20 protein-coding genes are annotated in these 20410 nt (G+C 65.1%); 8 read left to right on the top strand and 12 right to left on the bottom strand.

Annotated elements, in window-relative coordinates:
• Positions 1–11: 11 nt before the first annotated feature.
• The 3 genes from nuoF to pdxR form a co-directional block, all read right to left on the bottom strand.
• Positions 12–1340, bottom strand: coding sequence for an NADH-quinone oxidoreductase subunit NuoF (gene nuoF / locus HIV01_RS04730; protein ID WP_200605192.1), 1329 nt, complete (start codon positions 1338–1340; stop codon positions 12–14).
• Positions 1341–1351: 11 nt separating this feature from the next.
• Positions 1352–4051, bottom strand: a complete 2700-nt coding sequence (gene aceE, locus HIV01_RS04735; RefSeq protein ID WP_207527092.1) for a pyruvate dehydrogenase (acetyl-transferring), homodimeric type — start codon at positions 4049–4051, stop codon at positions 1352–1354.
• Between the two features lie 160 nt (positions 4052–4211).
• Complete coding sequence (pdxR, locus tag HIV01_RS04740; protein ID WP_207527093.1) at positions 4212–5648, bottom strand: MocR-like pyridoxine biosynthesis transcription factor PdxR; 1437 nt, start codon at positions 5646–5648, stop codon at positions 4212–4214.
• A 187-nt stretch (positions 5649–5835) separates the two neighbouring features.
• Between pdxR and HIV01_RS04745 the strand changes: the two genes are divergently transcribed.
• The 5 genes from HIV01_RS04745 to HIV01_RS04765 all read left to right on the top strand — a co-directional run bounded on the left by HIV01_RS04745 (position 5836) and on the right by HIV01_RS04765 (position 9268).
• Entirely contained in the window at positions 5836–6276 is a 441-nt protein-coding gene (locus HIV01_RS04745; protein ID WP_200605195.1) for a carboxymuconolactone decarboxylase family protein, read from the top strand.
• Positions 6277–6301: 25 nt separating this feature from the next.
• Positions 6302–6742 carry a cupin domain-containing protein gene (locus tag HIV01_RS04750; protein WP_200605196.1) on the top strand — a complete coding sequence of 147 codons (441 nt, stop codon included), beginning with the start codon at positions 6302–6304 and terminating at the stop codon, positions 6740–6742.
• Between the two features lie 96 nt (positions 6743–6838).
• Complete coding sequence (locus tag HIV01_RS04755) at positions 6839–7234, top strand: GFA family protein (RefSeq protein WP_200605197.1); 396 nt, start codon at positions 6839–6841, stop codon at positions 7232–7234.
• A 27-nt stretch (positions 7235–7261) separates the two neighbouring features.
• Positions 7262–8317 (top strand): alpha/beta fold hydrolase, encoded by a 1056-nt coding sequence (locus HIV01_RS04760; RefSeq protein WP_200605198.1) that lies wholly within the window; start codon positions 7262–7264, stop codon positions 8315–8317.
• 39 nt (positions 8318–8356) lie between these two features.
• Positions 8357–9268, top strand: coding sequence for a VOC family protein (locus tag HIV01_RS04765; RefSeq protein ID WP_200605199.1), 912 nt, complete (start codon positions 8357–8359; stop codon positions 9266–9268).
• Positions 9269–9297: 29 nt separating this feature from the next.
• Here the strand turns inward: HIV01_RS04765 and HIV01_RS04770 are convergent, their stop codons facing one another.
• From HIV01_RS04770 to gcvA, 7 genes are all read right to left on the bottom strand, one after another.
• The gene (locus HIV01_RS04770) at positions 9298–9696 is read right to left on the bottom strand and encodes a cupin domain-containing protein (protein ID WP_200605200.1); all 399 of its coding nucleotides are present in this window, start codon (positions 9694–9696) and stop codon (positions 9298–9300) included.
• 151 nt (positions 9697–9847) lie between these two features.
• Positions 9848–10333, bottom strand: a complete 486-nt coding sequence (locus HIV01_RS04775) for an HvfA family oxazolone/thioamide-modified RiPP metallophore (protein ID WP_200605201.1) — start codon at positions 10331–10333, stop codon at positions 9848–9850.
• Between the two features lie 190 nt (positions 10334–10523).
• A complete protein-coding gene (locus HIV01_RS04780; RefSeq protein WP_200605202.1) occupies positions 10524–11270 on the bottom strand; it encodes an HvfC family RiPP maturation protein in 747 nt (248 codons plus the stop codon).
• Positions 11263–12120 (bottom strand): HvfB family MNIO-type RiPP peptide maturase, encoded by an 858-nt coding sequence (locus tag HIV01_RS04785; protein WP_200605203.1) that lies wholly within the window; start codon positions 12118–12120, stop codon positions 11263–11265. The genes HIV01_RS04780 and HIV01_RS04785 overlap by 8 nt, the downstream gene beginning before the upstream one ends.
• Positions 12121–12181: 61 nt before the next feature.
• Positions 12182–12637 (bottom strand): HvfA family oxazolone/thioamide-modified RiPP metallophore, encoded by a 456-nt coding sequence (locus tag HIV01_RS04790; RefSeq protein WP_200605204.1) that lies wholly within the window; start codon positions 12635–12637, stop codon positions 12182–12184.
• An 85-nt stretch (positions 12638–12722) separates the two neighbouring features.
• A complete protein-coding gene (locus HIV01_RS04795) occupies positions 12723–13406 on the bottom strand; it encodes an HvfX family Cu-binding RiPP maturation protein (RefSeq protein WP_200605205.1) in 684 nt (227 codons plus the stop codon).
• Between the two features lie 148 nt (positions 13407–13554).
• A complete protein-coding gene (gene gcvA / locus HIV01_RS04800) occupies positions 13555–14478 on the bottom strand; it encodes a transcriptional regulator GcvA (protein WP_200605206.1) in 924 nt (307 codons plus the stop codon).
• A gap of 60 nt (positions 14479–14538) precedes the next feature.
• On the opposite strand from gcvA, the gene HIV01_RS04805 reads away from it, so the two are divergent.
• Together HIV01_RS04805 and HIV01_RS04810 are read left to right on the top strand one after the other, a co-directional pair.
• Positions 14539–15420 (top strand): MBL fold metallo-hydrolase, encoded by an 882-nt coding sequence (locus HIV01_RS04805; RefSeq protein ID WP_200605207.1) that lies wholly within the window; start codon positions 14539–14541, stop codon positions 15418–15420.
• Between the two features lie 47 nt (positions 15421–15467).
• Positions 15468–16256, top strand: a complete 789-nt coding sequence (locus HIV01_RS04810; protein ID WP_280633599.1) for an MBL fold metallo-hydrolase — start codon at positions 15468–15470, stop codon at positions 16254–16256.
• Between the two features lie 7 nt (positions 16257–16263).
• On the opposite strand, the gene HIV01_RS04815 is transcribed toward HIV01_RS04810, so the two are convergent.
• Complete coding sequence (locus tag HIV01_RS04815) at positions 16264–16569, bottom strand: hypothetical protein (RefSeq protein ID WP_200605209.1); 306 nt, start codon at positions 16567–16569, stop codon at positions 16264–16266.
• Positions 16570–16808: 239 nt separating this feature from the next.
• Between HIV01_RS04815 and HIV01_RS04820 the strand changes: the two genes are divergently transcribed.
• A complete protein-coding gene (locus HIV01_RS04820) occupies positions 16809–18005 on the top strand; it encodes a serine hydrolase domain-containing protein (protein WP_200605210.1) in 1197 nt (398 codons plus the stop codon).
• Here the strand turns inward: HIV01_RS04820 and HIV01_RS04825 are convergent.
• The gene (locus HIV01_RS04825; protein ID WP_200606359.1) at positions 18002–20392 is read right to left on the bottom strand and encodes an arylsulfatase; all 2391 of its coding nucleotides are present in this window, start codon (positions 20390–20392) and stop codon (positions 18002–18004) included. The two genes, HIV01_RS04820 and HIV01_RS04825, sit on opposite strands and share 4 nt — an antisense overlap.
• Positions 20393–20410: the final 18 nt, after the last annotated feature.

Genomic DNA, 20410 nt, shown 5'->3' on the forward strand with positions numbered 1-20410 from the left:
GCCGCCATCGATCACGTCGGTTTCATACGCCCCTGAGCGGCGTCGACCATCGAGTAACCGTGCTCGACGAAGAACTCGAACTCCGGCCAGTAGTGTTGCAGGAATCCCTGCACGGGCCAGGCGGCGGCCTCGCCGAATGCGCAGATGGTGTGGCCCTCGATGTGACGGGATACTTCCGCCAACCGGTCCAGGTCGTCGCGGGTCGCCCGCCGGTTGACGATGCGGTCGAGCAATCGATACATCCAGCCGGTTCCCTCCCGGCACGGCGTGCACTGTCCGCACGACTCGGACATGTAGAAGCGCGAGATCCGATGGCAGGCACTCACCATGCAGGTGGTGTCGTCCATCACGATGACCGCGCCCGATCCCAGTCCGGAACCGGCCTGGCGCAGCGAGTCGAAATCCATGTCGATCTGCATGACCAGATCGGCGGGGATCACCTTCATCGTCGTGCCGCCCGGAATCACTCCCTTCAGCTTGCGTCCTTCGCGCATGCCACCGGCCAGCGCGAGCAGGTCCGCGAACGGAGTGCCCAGCGGCACCTCGTAGTTGCCCGGCCGCGCGACATGACCGCTGACGGAGAAGATCTTGGGCCCGCCGTTGTTGGGCTTGCCGATGCCGAGGAACCACTCGGCGCCGTTGCGCATGATCGCCGGCAAGGACGCGAAGGTCTCAGTGTTGCAGATGGTCGTGGGCCGGCCATAGAGGCCGAAGGCCGCCGGGAATGGCGGCTTGTAGCGGGGCAGGGCCTTCTTGCCTTCGAGCGATTCCATCAGTCCGGTTTCCTCGCCGGCGATGTAGGCGCCCGCGCCCAAAACGTTGTGGATCTGCACGTCGATGTCGCTGCCGAGGACGCCAGCACCGAGCAGTCCGGCACGGTAGGCCTCTTCGGTTGCCTGCTGGGTCCGCTCGAACGGTTCGTGGTGGAACTCGCCACGCAGGTAGTGATAGACCACGCTGGCGCCGGTGCAGTACGACGCGATCGCAAGGCCTTCCAGGACCGCGTGCGGATTGAACCGCAGCAGGTCGCGGTCCTTGCACGTGCCTGGCTCGGCTTCATCGGAGTTGCAGATCAGGTACTTCTGCCCGGTATCGTCGCGTGGCATGAACGAGAACTTCAGGCCGGTGTTGAAGCCGGCGCCGCCGCGACCGCGCAATCCACTGAGTTTGATCTGCTCGATCAGCCCGGCCGGGTCGGGGCGCCGGGCGATGATGTCGCGCCAGGCCTGCCATCCGCCCACGCGCTCATAGTTCTGCATCGTCCATCGTTGCTCGAAGCCGTGGGTGGTGTAGGCCACCTGGTGCGGCAGCACGTTCTGCACGGTGAAAGTCGACGACATGGCGGTCGCTCCTAGCCAAGTGCTGGCTCGGTCTTGTCGGTGTCGATGCCGTAAAGGTCCCTGGCTTTGGCGGCAGCGGACGTGGAAAGGGTGCCATCGCGCACGAGCGCTTCGATGGCGGCGTAGGCGATCCAGCGACGGTCCACTTCGAAGTAGGCGCGCAGGTTGGCACGGGTGTCACTGCGGCCGAAGCCGTCGGTACCCAGCACCGTGTAGCGCCGGCCGGCGGGCATGAAGGCACGGATCTGATCGGCCACGCCGCGGACGTAATCAGTGGCGGCAATCACCGGTCCCGGGCGATCGGCCAACAGTGAGGTGACATACGGCACGCGCTCGGGCTGCTCGGGATGCAGGCGGTTCCAGCGCTCGACCTGGAAACCGTCGCGGCGAAGCTCGGAGAAGCTCGGGCACGACCACACGTCGGCGGCGATGCCGAAGTCCTTGCCCAGCATGTCGGCCGCGGCGATGGCTTCGCGCAGGATCGTACCGGCGCCGAGCAGTTGCACGCGTGGCGTGTCAGCCGCAACGGCCGTGGCCGGAGCCAGCAGGTACATGCCGCGCAGGATGCCTTGAGCGGCGCCGTCGGGCATCGCCGGATGCTGGTAGGCCTCGTTCATCACCGTCAGGTAGAAGTAGACATCCTCCTGCTCCTGCATCATCCGGCGCACGCCGTCCTGGACGATGACCGCGACCTCGTAGGCGAAGGTGGGATCGTAGGAGACCACGTTCGGGATCGCGCCCGACATCAGGTGCGAATGGCCGTCCTCGTGCTGCAGGCCTTCGCCGTTGATGGTGGTCCTGCCGGCGGTGCCACCGACGAGGAAGCCGCGAGTGCGCATGTCGGCCGCCGCCCAGGCCAGGTCGCCCACGCGCTGGAAGCCGAACATCGCGTAGTAGAGGAAGAACGGCAGCATCGGCACATCGTTGACGCTGTAGCTGGTGCCGGCCGCGATCCAGGCACTGATGCCGCCGGCTTCGCTGATGCCTTCCTGCAGCACCTGTCCGTCGGTCGCCTCGCGGTAGTAGACAAGCTGCGAGGCGTCGTTGGGCGTATAGGCCTGGCCGAACGGCGCATAGATGCCGATCTGCCGGAACAGGCCTTCCATGCCGAAGGTGCGCGCCTCGTCGGCGATGACCGGCACCACGCGCGGGCCGACCTGCTTGTCGCGCAGCAGGATGTTGATGGTGCGGACCAGCGCCATCGTCGTACTGATCTCGCGATCGCCACTGGATTGCAGCAGCGCATCGAACGCAGGCAGTTCCGGTGCGACCACTTGCGCGGAGGCGCGACGCCGGCGCTGCGGCAGGCTGCCACCGAGTTCCGCGCGGCGTTCCTTCAGGTAGCGAACCTCGGCCGACTCGGGACCCGGGTGGTAGTAGGGAAGCTCTTCGATGCGGTCGTCGGGGATCGGGATCGAAAGGCGATCGCGCACGTTGCGCAGCGTGTCCGTGTCGATCTTCTTCTTGTTGTGGCTGGCGTTCTGCGACTGCAGGCCCTCACCGAGCTCATAGCCCTTGACGGTCTTGGCCAGGATCACGGTGGGAGCGCCTTTGGTGTTCACCGCGGCGTGGTAGGCGGCGTACACCTTGGCCGGATCGTGGCCACCGCGATTGAGCGACTTGATCTGCGCATCCGAAAGGCCCTCGACCAGCCGGCGGGTGGATTCGCTCTTGCCGAAGAAGTTCTCGCGCGTGTAGTCGCCGCCCATGGTCTTGTACGACTGATATTCGCCGTCGACGGTTTCCATCATCACGCGCCGCAGTTCGCCGTCCTCGTCCTGGGCGAGCAGCGGATCCCACTTGCCACCCCAGACCAGCTTGATCACATTCCAGCCGGCGCCACGGAAGGTGCTTTCGGCCTCCTGGATGATCTTGCCGTTGCCGCGAACCGGTCCATCCAGTCGCTGCAGATTGCAGTTCACCACGAACACCAGGTTGTCGAGCCGCTCGCGACCTGCCAGCGCCAGCGCGCCGACCGTCTCGGGCTCATCGAGCTCGCCATCGCCGAGGAAGGCCCAGACCTTGCGATCCGAAGCCTGCATCAACCCGCGCTGCTCCAGGTAGCGCCAGAAGTGGGCCTGGTAGATGGCCTGCATCGGTCCCAGCCCCATCGAAACGGTGGCGACCTGCCAGTAGTCGGGCATCAGCCAAGGATGCGGGTAGGACGACAGCCCGCGGCCGTTGCCTTCGACCTCCATGCGGAACAGGTCCAGCTGCGCTTCGTCGAAGCGACCCTCGAGGAACGAGCGCGCGTAGATGCCGGGACTCGAATGCCCCTCGGTGAAGATCAGGTCGCCCGGGTGCGTGTCGCTGGGAGCGCGCCAGAAATGATTGAAGCCCACTTCGTAGAGCGTGGCCGACGACGCGAAGCTGGCCAGATGCCCGTCCAGCTCGCCGGGCTTGCGGTTGGCGCGGACCACCATCGCCATCGCATTCCAGCGGATGATGTCGCGGATGCGCTTTTCGAGGATCGGGTCGCCGGGGCTGACCGCCTGCTGATCCACCGGAATCGTGTTGATGTAGTCGGTGGTGGTGGTGAAGTCGATGACCCCGCCAGCGCGCCGGGCGCGTGCGTTCAGCTGCGCCAGAAGGTAGGACGCGCGTTCGGAGCCGCCGTGCTGGAGGACGGCGCTGAGCGAATCCAGCCAGTCACGGGTCTCCGCAGGGTCGGAATCTTGCGCGGCCGGGGTGAATACGGTGGGCAGGGACATGACGGGATACTCAGAACGTGGACTGGTGTGGTCGTAGTTATAGCGTCCGTCCCTGGTGGTAACAGGTGGTGCCGGTGGAACGGTCCATGCCGTTACCACCGGGAGTTGTGCGAACGTCGGACTGGGCAACGCGAAAGCCCCAGTCAGCGTGCGATCTCGATCAAGCGGTCAATTGCTCGAGCACGGTACGGACGCGATCGAGTGCCGGGTCGATGTCCTCGACCTCGATGGCGCCGAAGCCGACCAGCAGTCCCGGTACGTGATCAGCGTTGCGGTAACAGTCGTCGAGCGGATAAAGCCCGACTTCCGCACGCCGCGACAACTGGCATACCTCGAGCGCGTCCAGTGGCTGCCGCAACATCACGGCCATGTGATAGCCGGCAATCGCCGGCAACGGCTCCAGCCAGGGCGACAGGTCGCCGGCAAGACGCGCGAGCAGCCGCTCGCGGCGCTCACTGAAGACATCGTGGCAGCGACGGATGTGCTTGAGCAGATGTCCGTCGGCCATGAATCGTGCCAGCGCCCACTGCAGCATCGTCGGTGTATGCCAGTCGCAAAGGTGTTTTGCGTTCACCAGTGCCGTGCGCAGTGCCGGCGGGGCGATGGCGTAACCGAGGCGAAGCTCGGGCGACAGTGACTTGGAGAACGTGCCGATGTAGGCCACCAGGCCCCACTGGTCCAGCGTTTGCAGCGGCTCCAGCGCGCTTCCTTCGTAGCGGAACTCGCTGTCGTAGTCGTCTTCCACAACGATCGCGCCCAGTTCACGGGCGCGCGCGAGCAGTGCCTGGCGCCGTGCTGCGCTCATCGGCATGCCAAGCGGAAACTGATGGGTCGGCGTGGTGTAGATCAGGCGCGTGCCATCGGGGATCTGGTCAACGCACAGTCCCTCCGAATCGACCGGCACCGGCACCACCTGCGCCTGCTGCGCCTCCAGCAGCATCCGTGCCAGCGGGTATCCGGGCTCCTCCATGGCGACGATGGCCCCCGGCACGATCAGCACGCGTGCGACCAGGTCCAGGGCCTGCTGCGCGCCGCTGGTGATCACCAGATCGTCGGCGCGGCAGTCCACGCCGCGGCTGAAGCCGGCATGTCGGCTGACGGCCTCGCGCAGCTCGATCAGGCCTTCCGGTTCCGCGTAGAAGCCGCGCAGCGCCGCACTGCGGCGCAGGCCATGCAGCGCGCATTGGCGCCACTCGGCTTCCGGAAACAGGCGCCTGGACACCGCGCCGGCAATGAACTCGTAGCGCAGGCGCGCCTCTGGCACCGGATGTCGAAGCGGGGTCTCCACGCCTTGCCAATGCCGGGCGACCGCGCTTCCCGCCAGGTCTTCCTGGGCGAGTGGACGCGAGCGCTGTGGCAAGCGCGATGCCACGAAGGTGCCGGCACCGACCTGGCTGACGATCAGGCGGTCGAGCGTCAATTTCGAATAGGCCTGCGCGACAGTCTTGCGCGAAACCCCCAGTTGGTCCGCGAGCAGGCGGGAAGGAGGCAACTGCTGCCCGGCAGCGAGGCGGCCGGAGCGTATGGCATCGCGCAGTTGGCCGTGGATCTGGTCAGCCAGGCCGCGCGTGCCTTCGATCACTACGTGCAATTCCATGGGGCCCGCGGGTTGGCAAAAGGGAAGGCGGCGGAACCATAAATGTACCCGAGCCTGTGTTCGTTCCCGGTCAACCCGTGACGCCAGGCAGTTCTCGAAGTGGTCCCCGAAGAAGTCCGGAATTGGTGCCCTTGCGTGCTGCTGGCGACCCATAGGATGTCGTCACCCACTCAACAGGACCTCCCCGATGCAACCCCGTCTCGACTTCTACAAAGCCTCACCGGATGCCGCCAAGGCGATGCTCGCCCTTGAGGCCGCCGTCAACAAGCTCGGCCTGGAGCCGGCGCTGCTCGAACTGGTGAAGCTGCGCTCGTCGCAGCTCAATGGCTGCGCCTACTGCGTCGACCTGCACAGCAGTGACGCGCGCAAGCGCGGCGAAAGCGAGCGTCGTCTCCATGCCGTCGCGGTATGGCGCGAGTCTCCGTTCTTCAGCGACCGCGAGCGCGCCGCGCTAGCGTGGACCGAATCGTTGACCCTGCTGTCGCAGACGCGCGCGCCGGACGCCGATTACGAGTGGCTCGGCAGCCAGTTCGACGAGCGCGAGCGCGTCAACCTGACCGTCGCCATCAACGCCATCAACGGTTGGAACCGCCTCGCGGTCGGGTTCCGCTCCGTCTCCGCCACCTGACCCAAACAACACAGGCAACAACGACATGAACATCCGTATCCCGACACTCGTCCTGTTGGCGGCCCTTGGCGGCCTCGCAACGTCCGCATCGGCGCATGGCCCGGCCGGCGATGGACAGGAAAAAATCACCATGCTCCAGGAGCACGCGTTGTCCGACGCACCGGGCAAGAAGGCGCTGTTCTTCACCGTGGATTACGCACCCGGACAGAAGTCGATTCCGCATGTGCATACCGGTTCGGCGATCGCCTACGTGCTGGAAGGTACCGTGATCTCGCAGCTGGAAGGCGAGGCACCGGTGACCTACAGCGCGGGCCAGTCCTGGTACGAGACGCCGCGCATCGACCACCTGGTATCGCGAAATGCCAGCAACACCAAGCCGGCCAAGCTGCTGGTATGGATCCTCAACGACGGCGACAAGCCGTTGCTGACGCCGTTGCCTTCGAATCCGGGCGCAAAGGCTCCCTGAAGCCCCCAAGGTCCCGCCGAGCCATCGCGCGGGACCGAACGGCGGTCTGTTATGTTTCCTGACGCAGTTCCTCCATGCGCCAGGTGGCAGGACGTCATGACCGACCGGTTTGCATCATGCAGTTGCGGGAAGCTCAGCGTCAGCACGCGAGGCGAACCGCTGCGCGTGTCCGTTTGCCATTGCCTGAATTGCCAGAGGCGCTCCGGCAGCGTCTTCGCCGCCCAGGCCAGGTTCCCGGCCGACGCGGTCGCCATCACCGGCGAAAGCACGGAGTTCGTGCTGGTTGGCGACGAAGGAACTTCGGCCCGGTTTCACTTCTGCCCGCAATGCGGCGCCACCGTCTTCTATCTGATGGACGCGATTCCCGACGTGATCGCCATTCCCGTGGGCGCCTTCGCGGATCCGGGATTTCCGCCGCCGCAGGTGTCGGTGTACGCGGTACGGCAGCACCCTTGGGTGCATCTCGACGACGGCATCGAGCGTATTGATTGAGCCCCCGGCAATACACGGAGATCACAGATGGACAAGCCCGAAGCCAACCCCGTTGATTCTTTTCGCCGTCGCCTGATGGGCACGGCGGCCCTTGGCGCCGCCATGGCGCCGCTGCTGGCGGCGCATGCGGAGCAGGGCGGTCAAGCGGGGCCGGCTGCGGCCGCGCCGACACGCGCGCAACACACCTCGTTCGGTCCGCTCAAGCAGGTGCGTACCAAACTGCTGGAGATCGGTTACGCCGAGGCCGGCCCGAAGAAAGGTCCGCCGGTGATCCTGCTGCACGGCTGGCCGTACGACATCTACAGCTATGTCGACGTGGCGCCGCTGCTGGCGCAGAAGGGCTATCGGGTGATCGTGCCGTACCTGCGCGGATACGGCACGACCCGCTTCCTCTCGGCCGACACGCTGCGCAACGGACAGCCCGCGGCCCTGGCCGAGGATGTGGTGCAGCTGATGGATGCGCTGGAAATCGGAAAGGCTGTCGTGGCCGGTTTCGACTGGGGCGCGCGCTCAGCCGACATCGTCGCGGCACTCTGGCCGGAGCGGGTGAAGGCGCTGGTGGCCGTCAGTGGCTACCTCATCGGCAGCCAGCAGACCGGACAGGTGCCATTGCCGCCCGAAGCCGAGCTGCAGTGGTGGTACCAGTTCTACTTCGCCACCGAGCGCGGACGCCAGGGCTACGACAAGTACCGCCACGACTTCGCCAAGCTGATCTGGAAACTGGCATCGCCGAAATGGGCATTCGATGACGCGACCTTCGACCGCAGCGCTGCGGCGTTCGAGAATGCGGACCATGTCGACATCGTCGTCCACAACTACCGGTGGCGCCTCGGCCTGGCCCAGGGCGAAGCCAGGTACGACGCATTGGAGGCCAGGCTCGCCCAGTTCCCGGCGATCACCGTGCCGACGATCACGATGGAAGGCGACGCCAACGGAGCGCCGCATCCCAAGCCTGAGTCGTACGCGAAGCGTTTCACCGGCAAGTACGAGCATCGCCTGATCACCGGTGGCATCGGTCACAACCTGCCGCAGGAGGATCCGGGCGCATTCGCGCAGGCCGTCATCGACGCGGACCGGCTGTAAAGCGCAAGACCGACCCTAGCGTCGCCAAGGAGGTCAGGTATGTCCCTCGTGAAACCGATCACGCCGCATCTGTGGTTCGACAAGCAGGCCAAGGAAGCAGCCGGGTTCTATTGCTCGGTGTTCCCGGATTCGAAGATCGACTCCGTGGCCGTGCTGCGCAATACGCCGTCGGGCGATTGCGACGTGGTGTCGTTCACGCTGCAAGGCCAGCCCTTTCTTGCGATCAGTGCCGGGCCGCTGTTCAAGTTCAATCCGTCGGTGTCGTTCTTCGTCAACTTCGATCCGTCACGCGACCCGGACGCGCGCTCGAAGCTGGACCGGCTGTGGGCGGCGCTGGTCGAAGGTGGCCAGGCGTTGATGCCGCTGGATGCGTATCCGTTCAGCGAGCGCTTTGGCTGGGTGCAGGATCGCTATGGCGTGTCGTGGCAGCTGATCCTGACCGATGCCGGTGGAGAACCCAGGCCGCCGATCGTGCCGTCGCTGATGTTTACCGGGCAGGTGTATGGCAAGGCCGAAGAGGCGGGCGCGTTCTACCGCTCGGTCTTCGACGACTCCAGGGAAGGGCGGATGGCCAGATATCCCGCCGGCATGCCGCAGGATCGCGAGGGCACCGTCATGTTCTCGGATTTCCGCCTCGGTGAAAGCTGGTTTGCAGCGATGGACAGCGGGCATCCGCACGGCTTCGGTTTCAACGAAGCGATCTCGTTCGTGGTCACCTGCCGTGACCAGGCCGAGATCGACCGCTACTGGGCGCAACTGTCCAGCGTGCCCGAGGCGGAGCAGTGCGGCTGGTGCAAGGATCGCTATGGGCTGTCGTGGCAGATCACGCCGGTGTTGATGGACGAGATCCTGGCCTCGGGCGACCAGGCCGTGATCGATCGGGTGACCCAGGCGTTCCTGCCGATGCACAAGCTCGACCTGGCCGTGATCGAGGCCGCCGCAGCGTCGTAAGGCGGAACCGCATGAATGCCGTCAGGGCGTCATGGCTTGGCGCGGAGCACCACGATCGGCTTGCCCTTCTCAACGATGTAGGTCGCCAGTTCCGCGCCCTGCACCTGGCCCGGATTGTGCGCGGCATGCGCCTGGCCGGCCGGGATGTACAACGACTGGCCGGCCTTCAGTGTCACCGAAGGCTTGTCCTCGAACGAGTACTGCAGCGTGCCTTCCAGCACGTACGCAATCTCGACGCCCGGATGCGTGTGCATGCCGAAGGTGGTACCCGGGGCGAAATCGACGCGGACCTGGACGACTTCGCGAGTGGCGTCGAAGTCATTGCGCAGGGCTTCGTGGCGCTTGATACCGGTTTGGGCATCGCCGGCAATCAATGAAGTACTCGTCAGTAGCGCCGCCAATGCGGCGGCGATGTGGATCTTCTTCATGTCGAACTCCTCGGTATGCGGGCAGGAACGGGGTCGTCCGGTCATGAATACGCGTGGCGGCGTTCGCTCGCTGTCACGCCGCCCGGTTCAGAAAAAAGGCGCCCCCTCCAAGCGGGGAGGGAAGTGAGGGGGCGCAGGGGGAAACTCGGGCTTATTCCGGAATGTCGGCGAACAATCCGCGCGGCATAGGCTTGCCGTTGGCGTCAAAGGCGGCCTTGACGTTGTTGTAGGCCTCCAGCTCGGAGATGAAGCCGTCGTTGTTCGGGTCCTTCGACTTGAAGATCGCCTCGCCCTTGGGGACCACGGCGACGAACTCCGCGCGGGAAACCAGACCGTCCTTGTTGGTGTCGGCGGAAGCGAAGCGGGCATCGCCACACTGGCCTTCGCCACACTTGCCTTCAGCGGTCTTCTTCGTCGCCGAGGTGTCGGCCTTCGGGGCGCCGCCACACTTGCCTTCACCGCACTTGCCTTCACCACACTTGCCCTCGCCGCACTTTCCTTCGGCAGCGGCGTGGCTGGCGGCCAGCATGTAGCCTTGTGACAGCGGTTCCATGGCGAATGCGGAGCCGCCAAGGACCATGCCTGCCAATGCGACGCCGAGCATGCCGACGGGGTTACGGGTGTTGATCCTGGACATTGCGATACTCCGGTGGGGTTGCGGTCTGGCCGCGTGGGGTTGGGTCGCCGGTGAAGGCGCGTTCTTCTGCTGACGGGTCCATTTCAGCGCGGCGAGGTATCGGCCGTGTGTCGCGGTACCCGCGGATCTGTAACAAGGCGTTGCTTGCCTGGCGGGGGGTACGTTTCGATACAAACCGGTTGCAGCGCGTTTACGGCAATGCAGTTCCCAGGACGATGCCCTGCGCATGCAGGCGCTGAAGCAGCTCCAGGCCATGCGCCTCCATCTCGCCAGGATCCGCGCCAGTTGCGGCTGCCAGCGCAGTCAGGTGTTCCCGTCCGCTCCAGGCGTTGGCCTGCAGCGAGGCCAGCAGGTGGTAGACCAGCGGCGCTATGCGGCTGAAGTGCACGCCATGGTCGGCATCGCGATGGACGAGCAGGGTGGTGGGCTGCTCCGGCGGCGTGTCGATGTCGTGCCCCGGTCCGATGTCCGTGACCGGCCAGCGGTACGCCAGCGGAATGGCCAGCGGTGAGAGCACCGGCACGCCGCTGAGCAGATCACCGTCGGCGCGGTAGGGTGGAGATGCAGCATCGCTGACGTACAGCGCCTGCTCGATCCACTCGTAGTGCGCCAGATCGGACAGCCAGGGCGCAATTCCGGGGTCGTCGGCGCGAGCCTCGACGTAGGAGACGAACTCACCGGCGATCTTCGGGAACAACGGCGTGCTGCTGCGGTGCTCGGCATAGAACGCCCGCACGAGCTTCTGCCACTGCGTGGCCCCGAGCGTTTCGCGGATCACCGGGAAACCGCTCGCCAGCAAGCTCTCGATCGCGCCGAAGAACAATTCGCGGTACACGCGCAGACGACGATCCTCGATTCCCGGCGGCGGCGCATGCCGGGCCGGATCGCGCAGGTGACGTGCCAGGGTGTACTGCTGTTCGCGCAGTGACTCAGACATGGGCCAGCTCCAGCAACGTGCGACGGTCGACGTGGGCCAGCTGCATCGTGCGGATGCGTTGCGTCTCGAGCAGCAGCTCGCCGAGCGGCGGGAGATTGAAGTCGCGTTCCAGCAGCGTCGGACGCACGCCGAAGCGGCGATACGCCGCATCCAGCAGGTCCCAGACGTCGGCCTTCACCGGTGCGCCGTGGGTGTCGACCTTCAGGTCGATGTCCTCGTCGAAATGCCCGGCGATGTGGTACGAGGCGATCCGCTCGGCCGGAAGCCGCGCCAGGAAGGCCTGCGGGTCGTAGCCGTGGTTGATCGAGTTGACGTAGAGGTTGTTGACGTCCAGCAGCAGGTCGGTATCGGCCTCGGTGAGGACGGCATTGATGAAATCGATCTCCGCCAATGCCTGGTAAGGCGCGGCGTAGTAGGAGACATTCTCCACCGCGATGCGCCGGCCCAGCACGTCCTGCACCTGGCGGATGCGCGAGGCGACGTGGGCGATGGCTTCGTCGGTGAACGGAATGGGCATGAGGTCGTACAGGTGCCCATCGTCGGAGGTGTAACTCAGGTGCTCGCTGTAGAGCACCACATCGTGACGGTCGTTGAACTCGCGCGTGCGCTTGAGCAGTTCCATGTCGAGCGGCTCGATCCCGCCCAGCGACAACGACAGGCCGTGCGCGCTGATCGGGAAGCGTGCGGAAAGCTCGGCCAGCTGCTCGCCGAACTTGCCGCCGACACCGATCCAGTTGTCCGGCGCTACTTCGAGGAAGTCCACTGCGCGGTCGTGCATGGCCAGCAGTTCCGGCAGCAGGCCGCGGCGCAGGCCCAGGCCGGCGGAAGTCGGGGTAACGAGGGAGCGCATGACGGTGATCTCACGGTGACTCCCGCGGCGCCGTGGCCGCGGGAGCGAGGGCGGGCAGGAATTACTCGGGGAAGGCGGCGAAGCGGCCGATCGGGATCTTCTTGCCGTTGGCTTCGAAGCGGGCCTTGGTGTAGTCGTACGCCTCGCGCTCGGAGATGAAGCCGTCGGCGTTGGCGTCCTTGTCGGACCAGCCCTGGCCGGTCGGCACGACCTTCAGGTACTCGGCCTTCGAGACCAGACCGTCGTCATTGCTGTCGGTCTTGTTGAAGCGCGAATCGCCGCACTGGCCTTCGCCGCACTTCCCTTCGGCGGTCTTCGACGCGGCCGCGGTCTTGGTGGTCTTGCCTTCGCTGGCGCCGCACTTGCCTTCACCGCACTTGCCTTCGGCGGCGGCGTGGCTGGCGCCGAGCATGTAGCCCTGGGCAAGCGGCTGCATCGCGAATGCGGAACCACTCAGTGCCAGGCCAGCGAGGGCGAGACCGAGCAGGCCGGCGGTGTTGCGTGTATTGGGGGACATGGGTATTGCTCCAGTTGGTTTGCACGAACTCGTGCGAGATGTGCGGGCCGCTTTCGCGCTGCCCGCGAAGGAGAGGAGAGAGATGTCAGGCCTGCGCGTAGCGCGGTGCTGCCAGGCGGCGTTGCGACCGCGACCAGGCGAACAGCGCGACACCGGCGAGGGCCAGTGCACCGCCTGCCCAGGGCAACAGGATCGAAACCGTCGCTCCGATGGCGAACAGCACCAGGCCCCAGGTCGAACGGTCAGCGGTGGTGCCAGGCACCGGCGTCAAGCGTGCAGCGATCGCGTGATCGAGGCTGAAGCGGCCGGCACCGCCGAGCATCAGCGGCAGCAGCATCACCAGGTAGATGAGCGGCAGCTTGTAGTTGCCGAAGCCGTCATCGCTGATTGCGTAGCCCTTCCACAGCTCGGCGAGCGAGGACCAGTCGGACGGCCAGTGCACCGCGTAGATCGCCACGACGGTCAGCACGAACAGCGCAGCCGCGGCGTAACGCGTACCCAGCCCGACCAGCAGGGCGACGCTGGCGCCTAGTTCCAACCAGGTCGCCATAGCCCAGTTCAGGTCGGGGCTGATCAGCGAGAACGGCAGCGGGAAGCGCTCGCCGAGGTCGGCGAACCAGTTGCTGCCTTGCAGCTTCTCGCGGCCGGCTTCGAAGAATTCCCAGGCCAGCAGCAGGCGCAGGCCCAGCGGCGCCAGCCACTGGCCGACGCCGTCGACGCGGGAGAAGAAGGGAGTGCTCGCGGGGATCGCGGGAAGTGCGGTGGACATGCTGGTACCTCGTAGGGGGCCACTGGGTTGTGTGGCTCCATTTCGAGGCCCCGGGGTATCCCGCAGATATCGGGTGACCCGGCTTTTTGCATGGAACTTTGGCTGCCGTACCGGTTGATACCTTCCGATACAAACCCGCCAGGAGGCCTTACCCGGAGGAAGCTTCCTCGCGCAGCCACTGGCAGAAGGCATCGATCGTCGCGTTGCGCTCGCCTCCACGCCGGCGGACGACCCAGAATCCGTACGCGTTATCCAATGCAGGCTCGAACGGCTTGATCAGGCGTCCTCGCTGCAAGTCCTCCTCGACCAGTGGGGCGATCCCCAGCGCGATTCCGTGGCCGGCGGCCGCGGCCTCCTGGGCGAGGTAGATGCTTGCGAACACCGGGCCACGTGTCGCATCCACCTGCGTGGCACCGGTGGCCTGCAGCCAGGCGGACCAGTCGGGCACGCCGGGGCGGGCGGCCGCGCTCTGGTCATGCAGCAGCGTGAAGTGCCGCAGGTCGTCGGGCTGCGTCAGCCGCTGGCGCGCATCTGCCGCGAGCGATGGCGCGCACACCGGAAACACCGACGCATCCATGAGCCGCTCTGCCTCGGCACCGGAATAACCGCCGGGACCGTAGCGGATGGCGACATCGATGCCGTCGCGGGTGAAATCGGTGTGCTCGTCGCCGGTGTCGATGCGCACCCTCAGATCGGGCCAGTCGCGATGGAACCTGTGCAATCTCGGCGCGAGCCACTTCGCGGCGAAGGATTCCATCGTGCTGATGCGCAGATCGGCAGCGGCGGGGGCGATGGCCCGGTCCAATGCGAGGTCGAGCTGGCCGAACAGCTCGCCCAGTGAAGCCGCCAGTGCCTTGCCCTCGTCGGTGAGTTCTACCGAGCGATGGTGGCGATGGAACAGCTTGACGCCGAGGTAGGCCTCAAGGTGCTTCACCTGATGGCTGACGGCGGCAGGAGTGACGAACAGCTGCGCCGCCGCTGACTGGAAACTGAGGGATCGCGCGGCTGCCTCGAAGGCCCGCAGAGCATTGAGCGGAGCAGGGTGACGGGACTTCACGGGCGCCTCGGGCATAGGTGCAGGCCCGCATCCTATCAAGTTAGTTTTACTAATCCATCTGCAAAAACAACTCGTTTGTCGGCACCGGTCGCGCTGTCGATGATCACTTCCATCGAAATGGCGGAAGCGATCATGAGAGTCGAAGTGTTGCGACCGGATGTGCTGATGTTCGTCGGCGACGACCACGAATCGGTCGCCACGGCCTTTCTCGATGGCGACGATGTGCTGCTGGTCGACTCGCTCGGCAGCGAGGAAGACGCGCAATGGATGCGCCGCGTCCTGTGTGACGACATGGGAAGGACGGTGCGCGCCGTCGCCGCGACGCACTTCATGAGCGATCACCTTGCCGGGATGTCGCTGTTCCCCGATGCAGTGACCATCGCCCAGCGCCACCATCGCCACGCGTTCCTGTCACAGAACCGGCGAATCGATGCCTTCTACCGCGTACCAAAAGTAGTGTTCGACAGCACCCTGTCCATCCGATGGGGGCGGCACGAGTTGCGATTCGTGCACAACCCCGGCAAGACGATGGACCATGTCAGCGTGGACGTGCCCACCGCGGACCTGGTGTGTGCCGGCGACAACATCGTCGGCAACATCGTCTATCTGTCGAAGGCCGACCCCGCGGCCATTCGCACCGCGATCGACCGGATCCGGCAGTTGCGCAGGGGGACGGTGGTGGGTGGGCATATCGGCTGGTTTCCCGCGGGCGTCCTCGACAACGCCATCCACTACCTTGATCGCCTGCGCGACGCGGTCGTCCGCATTCGCTCCCGAGGGAGGGTGGAAGAGACCGAGGAACGCATCGCCTCGATTTCCCTCGAGTCCTGCCTGGCGCCGCTGGTCGAACCGGTCGAGTTCGAGCGTGTGTGGCATCGACACAATCTGGATGTGATCGCCGCGCAGTCGATCTTCGAGTTCGATGCCGCCCTCGTCTCTCGACGGGGCCACGCATGAGCATGCGTCGCAGGCAGTTCATCGCGGGCTGTGCCGGCCTGGTGGGCATGGCTCTGCTTCCGGGCAGGCGCGTTCTGGCCGCGGCTCGTCCAGACGATCTGCGCATCCAGCGCCTGGCGTGGGCGGGGATACGCCTTCAGCTGCCGCAGGCGACGTTGTTCATCGACCCGCTGGTCAATCCCGACGCGTGGGGAACCGCGCTCAAGGATCGACTGATCCCGGTCGGCGACGCCATAGGCGACACCAGCGTCCTGATCACGCATGCGCATCCGGACCACTTCGATGCAAAGGCCGCTGCGGACGCGCTGGCGCACGGTGGGACGCTCGTGCATCCCGCGGGAACGAATCCCTTGCCGGTTCCCGCAGGGACCCGTGCGAGACCGAGTACGTTGTGGGAGCCGCAACTGTTGGGCGACTTCACCGCCACCGCCGTGCCCGCATCCGATGGCTACGGCGACCCGCAGGTGTCCTGGGTGATATCGGCCGCTGGCCGCCGGATCTTCCATGGCGGGGACACGCTATGGCACGGCCACTGGTGGCGGATCGGCCGCCAGTTCGGGCCATTCGACGCTGCTTTCCTGCCGGTCAATGGTGCACGGTTCGGCTGGCGCAAGCCGGTGAGCGGCCTGCCTGGGGTGCTCACGCCGGATCAGGCGGTGGCGGCCGCGGAGATCCTGGGCGCGCGCCGGCTGGTTCCCATTCATTACGGCGTGTCAGGTATCGCGGAGTACGTCGAGGTCGACGATCCCATCGCCCGGCTGCGTGAAGCGGCGCGCGAGAAACCCGTTCGAATCGAACCGCTGGTGCCTGGTGCATGGTTGGAATGGCAGGAGTGACGTCACGCTAGGGCTCGTCCTCCCAGACCGTGGGCGAGTCGAACATGCCGGCTTGCAGCGGTACTTCTGCGGCGAATACGAACTCCGCCTGCGGGGCCTCTGGTGCCAAATCGGAATCGGTCGATGCGGTAGCGGCCCAGGGGATGCGGTGCAGGGCTTCCCGCGCCGGCGGACCGGCAAGCAAGTCGTCGCTGGATGCCAGGTGGCCCACATGCGTGGCCACGACAGGATCGGGCTGGCGTGCCTGTGCGTACGCAACAGGGACGGCCGAAGCCAGCGGGAGCAGGACGGCGATGGTTCGTAGGAAGTTCATCGGAACACTCTTCAGGGATGTCGTCCCCATTTGACGGGTTGGCCGTATCCAGGGTGTGTCCGGACCCTGATCGATTTGTATATCTGTGTGTCGGGACCCAATGCGCGGCCTCCGTGGACCGGTTCCATCGACCGACGGCGACAGTTCGTCGCGATATCACCGGTTTCGTCGGATCCTGGTAACCGCGGGGCCGGACGACGCGCCATCCTTGGCCGTCCTGCGGAGAGCCTGAGGTCGTCATGCGAGTCAGCCAGTGGTGGGTGTCTGTGACCGTGCTTGCCTTCCTCCTTGCGCCCGCGTCGGTTACCGGCTCGGATCGGGCAGCAGCTGTGCCCGGCGACCAGACCACGATCGATCGCCACATCGAGGAGGCGATGGCCCAGGCCGGACTGGTCGGCGTGGGCGCGGTCATCATCATCGACAAGCACCTGGTCTGGTCGAAGGGCTACGGCTTCGCCGACAGGCAACGCGGGGTGCGCTTCACGCCCGACACGGTGATGAACATCGGATCGATCAGCAAGACCGTCACCGGTGTGGCGATGATGCAGGCGGTGGAGCAGGGCAAGCTGTCGCTGGACCAGGACATCAATGCGTACCTGCCGTTCAAGGTCGCCAATCCTTCGTTTCCCAGCGAGCCGATCACCCTGCGCCAGCTGGCGACGCATACCTCGGGCATCAGCGATCGCTGGGCGGTCTACCAGGGGCTGTATCACTGGGGCGGTGATGCACCGGAAGACCTCTGCGACTTCCTCCGAAACTACCTGGTGCCAGGAGGGAGGGACTACTCGCCGGAGAACTTCCTGCCGTTCAAGCCCGGCAAGCACCGTGAGTACTCCAACATCGCCGCTGGCCTGGCTGGCTGCATCGTCGAGCGCGCCGTCGGCCAGAAGCTCAACGACTACACGCGCGAGCGCATCTTCGCGCCACTGAAGATGGAGCGAAGCGCGTGGTTCCTGTCCGAGCTTCCGGCCGGCGTGCACTCCACGCTGTACGTCGCGCAGGACGAGTTCAGCATTCCGATACCGCTGTATGGCGTAACCACCTATCCCGACGGTGGCGTGCGTACATCCGTGTCGGACCTGTCACGGCTGTTCATCGCGCTGCTGGACGACGGCGAGTACCAGGGCGCACGCATCCTCAAGCCAGCGTCAGTCGCCGAGATGCTGCGGTTCCAGTACACCGAAACCAACAAGCCGGACAACGTCGTCCTCGCCGAGAAGAACTCCGGACTGTTCTGGTCAACCAAGTTCAACGTCACCCGCATCGGCCATGGCGGCTCCGACCCTGGCGTGCGAACCGAGATGCTGGCCAGCCTTTCCAGGGACGTGGCCGTCATCCTGTTCGTCAATACCTCGTTGTCCGAGCAGCAGGCCAAGGTCTATGCCGGGCTGATGGATGAACTGTGGCGGTACGCGGAGGGGCTGAAAGCGCGCTAATCCTTATGCTTGAGCGTCACCGACTTGATTGTCCCGGTGAATGAGTTGTCCCAGGGGTCGTAGTCATCGGTGACCGGGGAGTAGCTGTCCAGGCCGATATCCGCTGTTTCGGCTGCGAGTGAGTAGAGCGCACCCATTGTCTTGTCGATGCGCCCCTCGGCGACCTTCTTGCCGTTCACGAGCAACTTGCCTGTGCCGCCTTTGTGGAGACCGCCACCGTCGTAGTCGAAGTCATAGACCAGCTTGACCTTTCCTTCAGGCAGCTTGTCCGGAGCTTCGATCACGTACTTCTCCCGGGCCAGCCAGTTGTAGGCGTACTTGGGCTTGCCGTTCTTCAGATACAGGCTCCAGCCCCCAAACATGCCCGCCTGGGCAATGACGACACCCTCGGCGCCACCCTTCGGAATCTCCAGGTCACACGTAATGGTCAATGAGCGGCTCTTCGTGTCGATGAAGCTGTTCTCGGTCATTCCGGGCATGCCCGGATACACCGTCAGTTCCTTGCGCCCTGCCATGATGTCAGGACGTCCGGAAACTTCGGCGTTGAGTCGTTCGAAGCGGCGATCATCCATCGGGTAGACCCCGTACTTGATGGCCTCCTTGTCGAACAGCTTCTTCATCTGCTCGACCTTCTTCGGGTACTCGCCGGCAAGATCGTTGGCCAGCCCGAAGTCTTCCTTCATGTTGTACAGCTCCCACTTGTCGTCCTCGTACCGTTCGGCCCGCAACGTCGGCTCCCACGTGACGTTGTGGACGACAGCCGCCATCCAGCCTTCGTGGTAGATGCTGCGATTGCCCGCGCCTTCGTTGTACTGCGTCGTGTGGCGCTCCTTTGCCCGGCCGTTGTTGAACGAATACTTCATGCTGATTCCGGCCATCGGGGTCTGCTTGATCCCGTTGACGATCTTCGGGGCCGGAATGCCTACGGCCTCGAGGATCGTGGGCACAACGTCGATCACGCTGGCGTACTGCCGGCGGATCTCGCCTTTGGTCTTGATGCCGGCAGGCCAGTGCACCGCCATGCCCGCGTTGTTGCCGCCACCGTGCGCCATCGTGATCGCCCATGTGGCGGGCGTGGAGCCCGCCATGGCCCAGCCGACGGCGTAGTTCGGATAGGAGTTCGGGCCGCCATACTCGTCCAGGCGAGAAAGCAGGTACGGCACGTCCTCAGGCGCATTGTTGAGCGCGGACCACTCGACGAACGTACCGTTGAGGTCGCCAATGATGGAGCCGCCGTTGTCGCCGAAGATGTAGAAGATCAATGTGTTGTCGAGCTCGCCCATCTCTTCGATGCCGTCGATCAGGCGACCAACCTCGTAGTCGGCATGCTCGGTCAGTGTCGCGTAGACCTCCATCTGCCGCGAGTATACCTTCTTCTCGTCTGCCGACAGATCGTCCCACTTCTGGACGGAGTCGGGGTTTGCGGCGAGCTTCGTCCCGGGGGGCACGATGCCCAGCTTGATCTGCCGCTCAAGTATCTCCTCGCGGATCTTGTCCCAGCCCTGGTCGAACTTGCCCTTGTAGAGATCCTTCTTCAGCCAGCTCACCGGTGGCGTGTGTGGAGGGTGGCTCGCACTCTGGGCGTAGTACATCAGGAACGGGCGGTCAGGCGTCAGGGATCGAGTGGCCCTGATCCAGTCGACCGCCTTGTTGGTCAGGTCGGTGTTGAAGTGGTAGTCGGGATCATTGGGCGTCCCGATGAATGTGGTCCCGTCGACGAGGCTTGGATGGAACAGGGACTGCTCGCCGGCAATGTATCCATAGAACTTGTCGAAGCCCGTGTGCGTTGGCCACAGGTCGAATGGCCCGCTCACATTGACCATGTACTCAGGCGTCTCGTTGCACTTGCCGAAGTATGAAGTGCAGTAGCCCCAGCTCTGGAGGATCTTGCCGATGGAGCTGATCGTCTGCGGGCGTATGCTCGAATCGCACGGATACGCGTTGGCCGTTCCTGCCACGCCGGCCATGCTGCACTGGTGCTGGGTGCGCCCGGTCAGGAGGGCGGCGCGCGTGGGTGAGCACAGCGGATTGACGTGGAAGTTCACGTACTTCAGGCCGTTCTTCGCCAACCTGTCGAAAGCCGGCGTATTGATCGGCCCGCCCATGCCGGTCGGGTCGGCGTAGCACGACTGGTCCAGCAGGACGATAAGTACGTTTGGTGCACCCTTGGGTGGCTTGACCGTAAACGGCGGCGGCGGATCGACCTTCTTGAGGTCAGGCTCCCTGACAGGTTTATATACCGGACGTGGAATCGGAAGGATCTCTCCCAGCTTTCCCCTGGAGGGTGGGGCTGCCAGTACGAATTTGACCTTGCCGATGCGGGAAGTCTTGCCGGCAGCCTTCTTCGCTGCCTTCCTGGCAGTGGTCGCTGATTTCTTGCTTGCCAGCTCGGTCTCCTCTGTCTC

This window comes from Lysobacter arenosi (assembly GCF_016613475.2).
In the GTDB taxonomy this organism is placed as follows: Bacteria; Pseudomonadota; Gammaproteobacteria; order Xanthomonadales; family Xanthomonadaceae; genus Lysobacter_J; species Lysobacter_J arenosi.

Bases quoted from the DNA above. Each gene is read 5' to 3' on its own strand.
- HIV01_RS04765 (WP_200605199.1), top strand. From the start codon at position 8,357: ATGTCCCTCGTGAAACCGATCACGCCGCATCTGTGGTTCGACAAGCAG.
- HIV01_RS04770 (WP_200605200.1), bottom strand. From the start codon at position 9,696: ATGAAGAAGATCCACATCGCCGCCGCATTGGCGGCGCTACTGACGAGT.
- HIV01_RS04780 (WP_200605202.1), bottom strand. From the start codon at position 11,270: ATGTCTGAGTCACTGCGCGAACAGCAGTACACCCTGGCACGTCACCTG.
- HIV01_RS04755 (WP_200605197.1), top strand. From the start codon at position 6,839: ATGACCGACCGGTTTGCATCATGCAGTTGCGGGAAGCTCAGCGTCAGC.
- HIV01_RS04775 (WP_200605201.1), bottom strand. From the start codon at position 10,333: ATGTCCAGGATCAACACCCGTAACCCCGTCGGCATGCTCGGCGTCGCA.
- HIV01_RS04750 (WP_200605196.1), top strand. From the start codon at position 6,302: ATGAACATCCGTATCCCGACACTCGTCCTGTTGGCGGCCCTTGGCGGC.
- nuoF (WP_200605192.1), bottom strand. From the start codon at position 1,340: ATGTCGTCGACTTTCACCGTGCAGAACGTGCTGCCGCACCAGGTGGCC.
- HIV01_RS04810 (WP_280633599.1), top strand. From the start codon at position 15,468: ATGGCTCTGCTTCCGGGCAGGCGCGTTCTGGCCGCGGCTCGTCCAGAC.
- aceE (WP_207527092.1), bottom strand. From the start codon at position 4,051: ATGTCCCTGCCCACCGTATTCACCCCGGCCGCGCAAGATTCCGACCCT.
- HIV01_RS04790 (WP_200605204.1), bottom strand. From the start codon at position 12,637: ATGTCCCCCAATACACGCAACACCGCCGGCCTGCTCGGTCTCGCCCTC.
- HIV01_RS04815 (WP_200605209.1), bottom strand. From the start codon at position 16,569: ATGAACTTCCTACGAACCATCGCCGTCCTGCTCCCGCTGGCTTCGGCC.
- HIV01_RS04760 (WP_200605198.1), top strand. From the start codon at position 7,262: ATGGACAAGCCCGAAGCCAACCCCGTTGATTCTTTTCGCCGTCGCCTG.
- gcvA (WP_200605206.1), bottom strand. From the start codon at position 14,478: ATGCCCGAGGCGCCCGTGAAGTCCCGTCACCCTGCTCCGCTCAATGCT.
- pdxR (WP_207527093.1), bottom strand. From the start codon at position 5,648: ATGGAATTGCACGTAGTGATCGAAGGCACGCGCGGCCTGGCTGACCAG.
- HIV01_RS04795 (WP_200605205.1), bottom strand. From the start codon at position 13,406: ATGTCCACCGCACTTCCCGCGATCCCCGCGAGCACTCCCTTCTTCTCC.
- HIV01_RS04820 (WP_200605210.1), top strand. From the start codon at position 16,809: ATGCGAGTCAGCCAGTGGTGGGTGTCTGTGACCGTGCTTGCCTTCCTC.
- HIV01_RS04785 (WP_200605203.1), bottom strand. From the start codon at position 12,120: ATGCGCTCCCTCGTTACCCCGACTTCCGCCGGCCTGGGCCTGCGCCGC.
- HIV01_RS04745 (WP_200605195.1), top strand. From the start codon at position 5,836: ATGCAACCCCGTCTCGACTTCTACAAAGCCTCACCGGATGCCGCCAAG.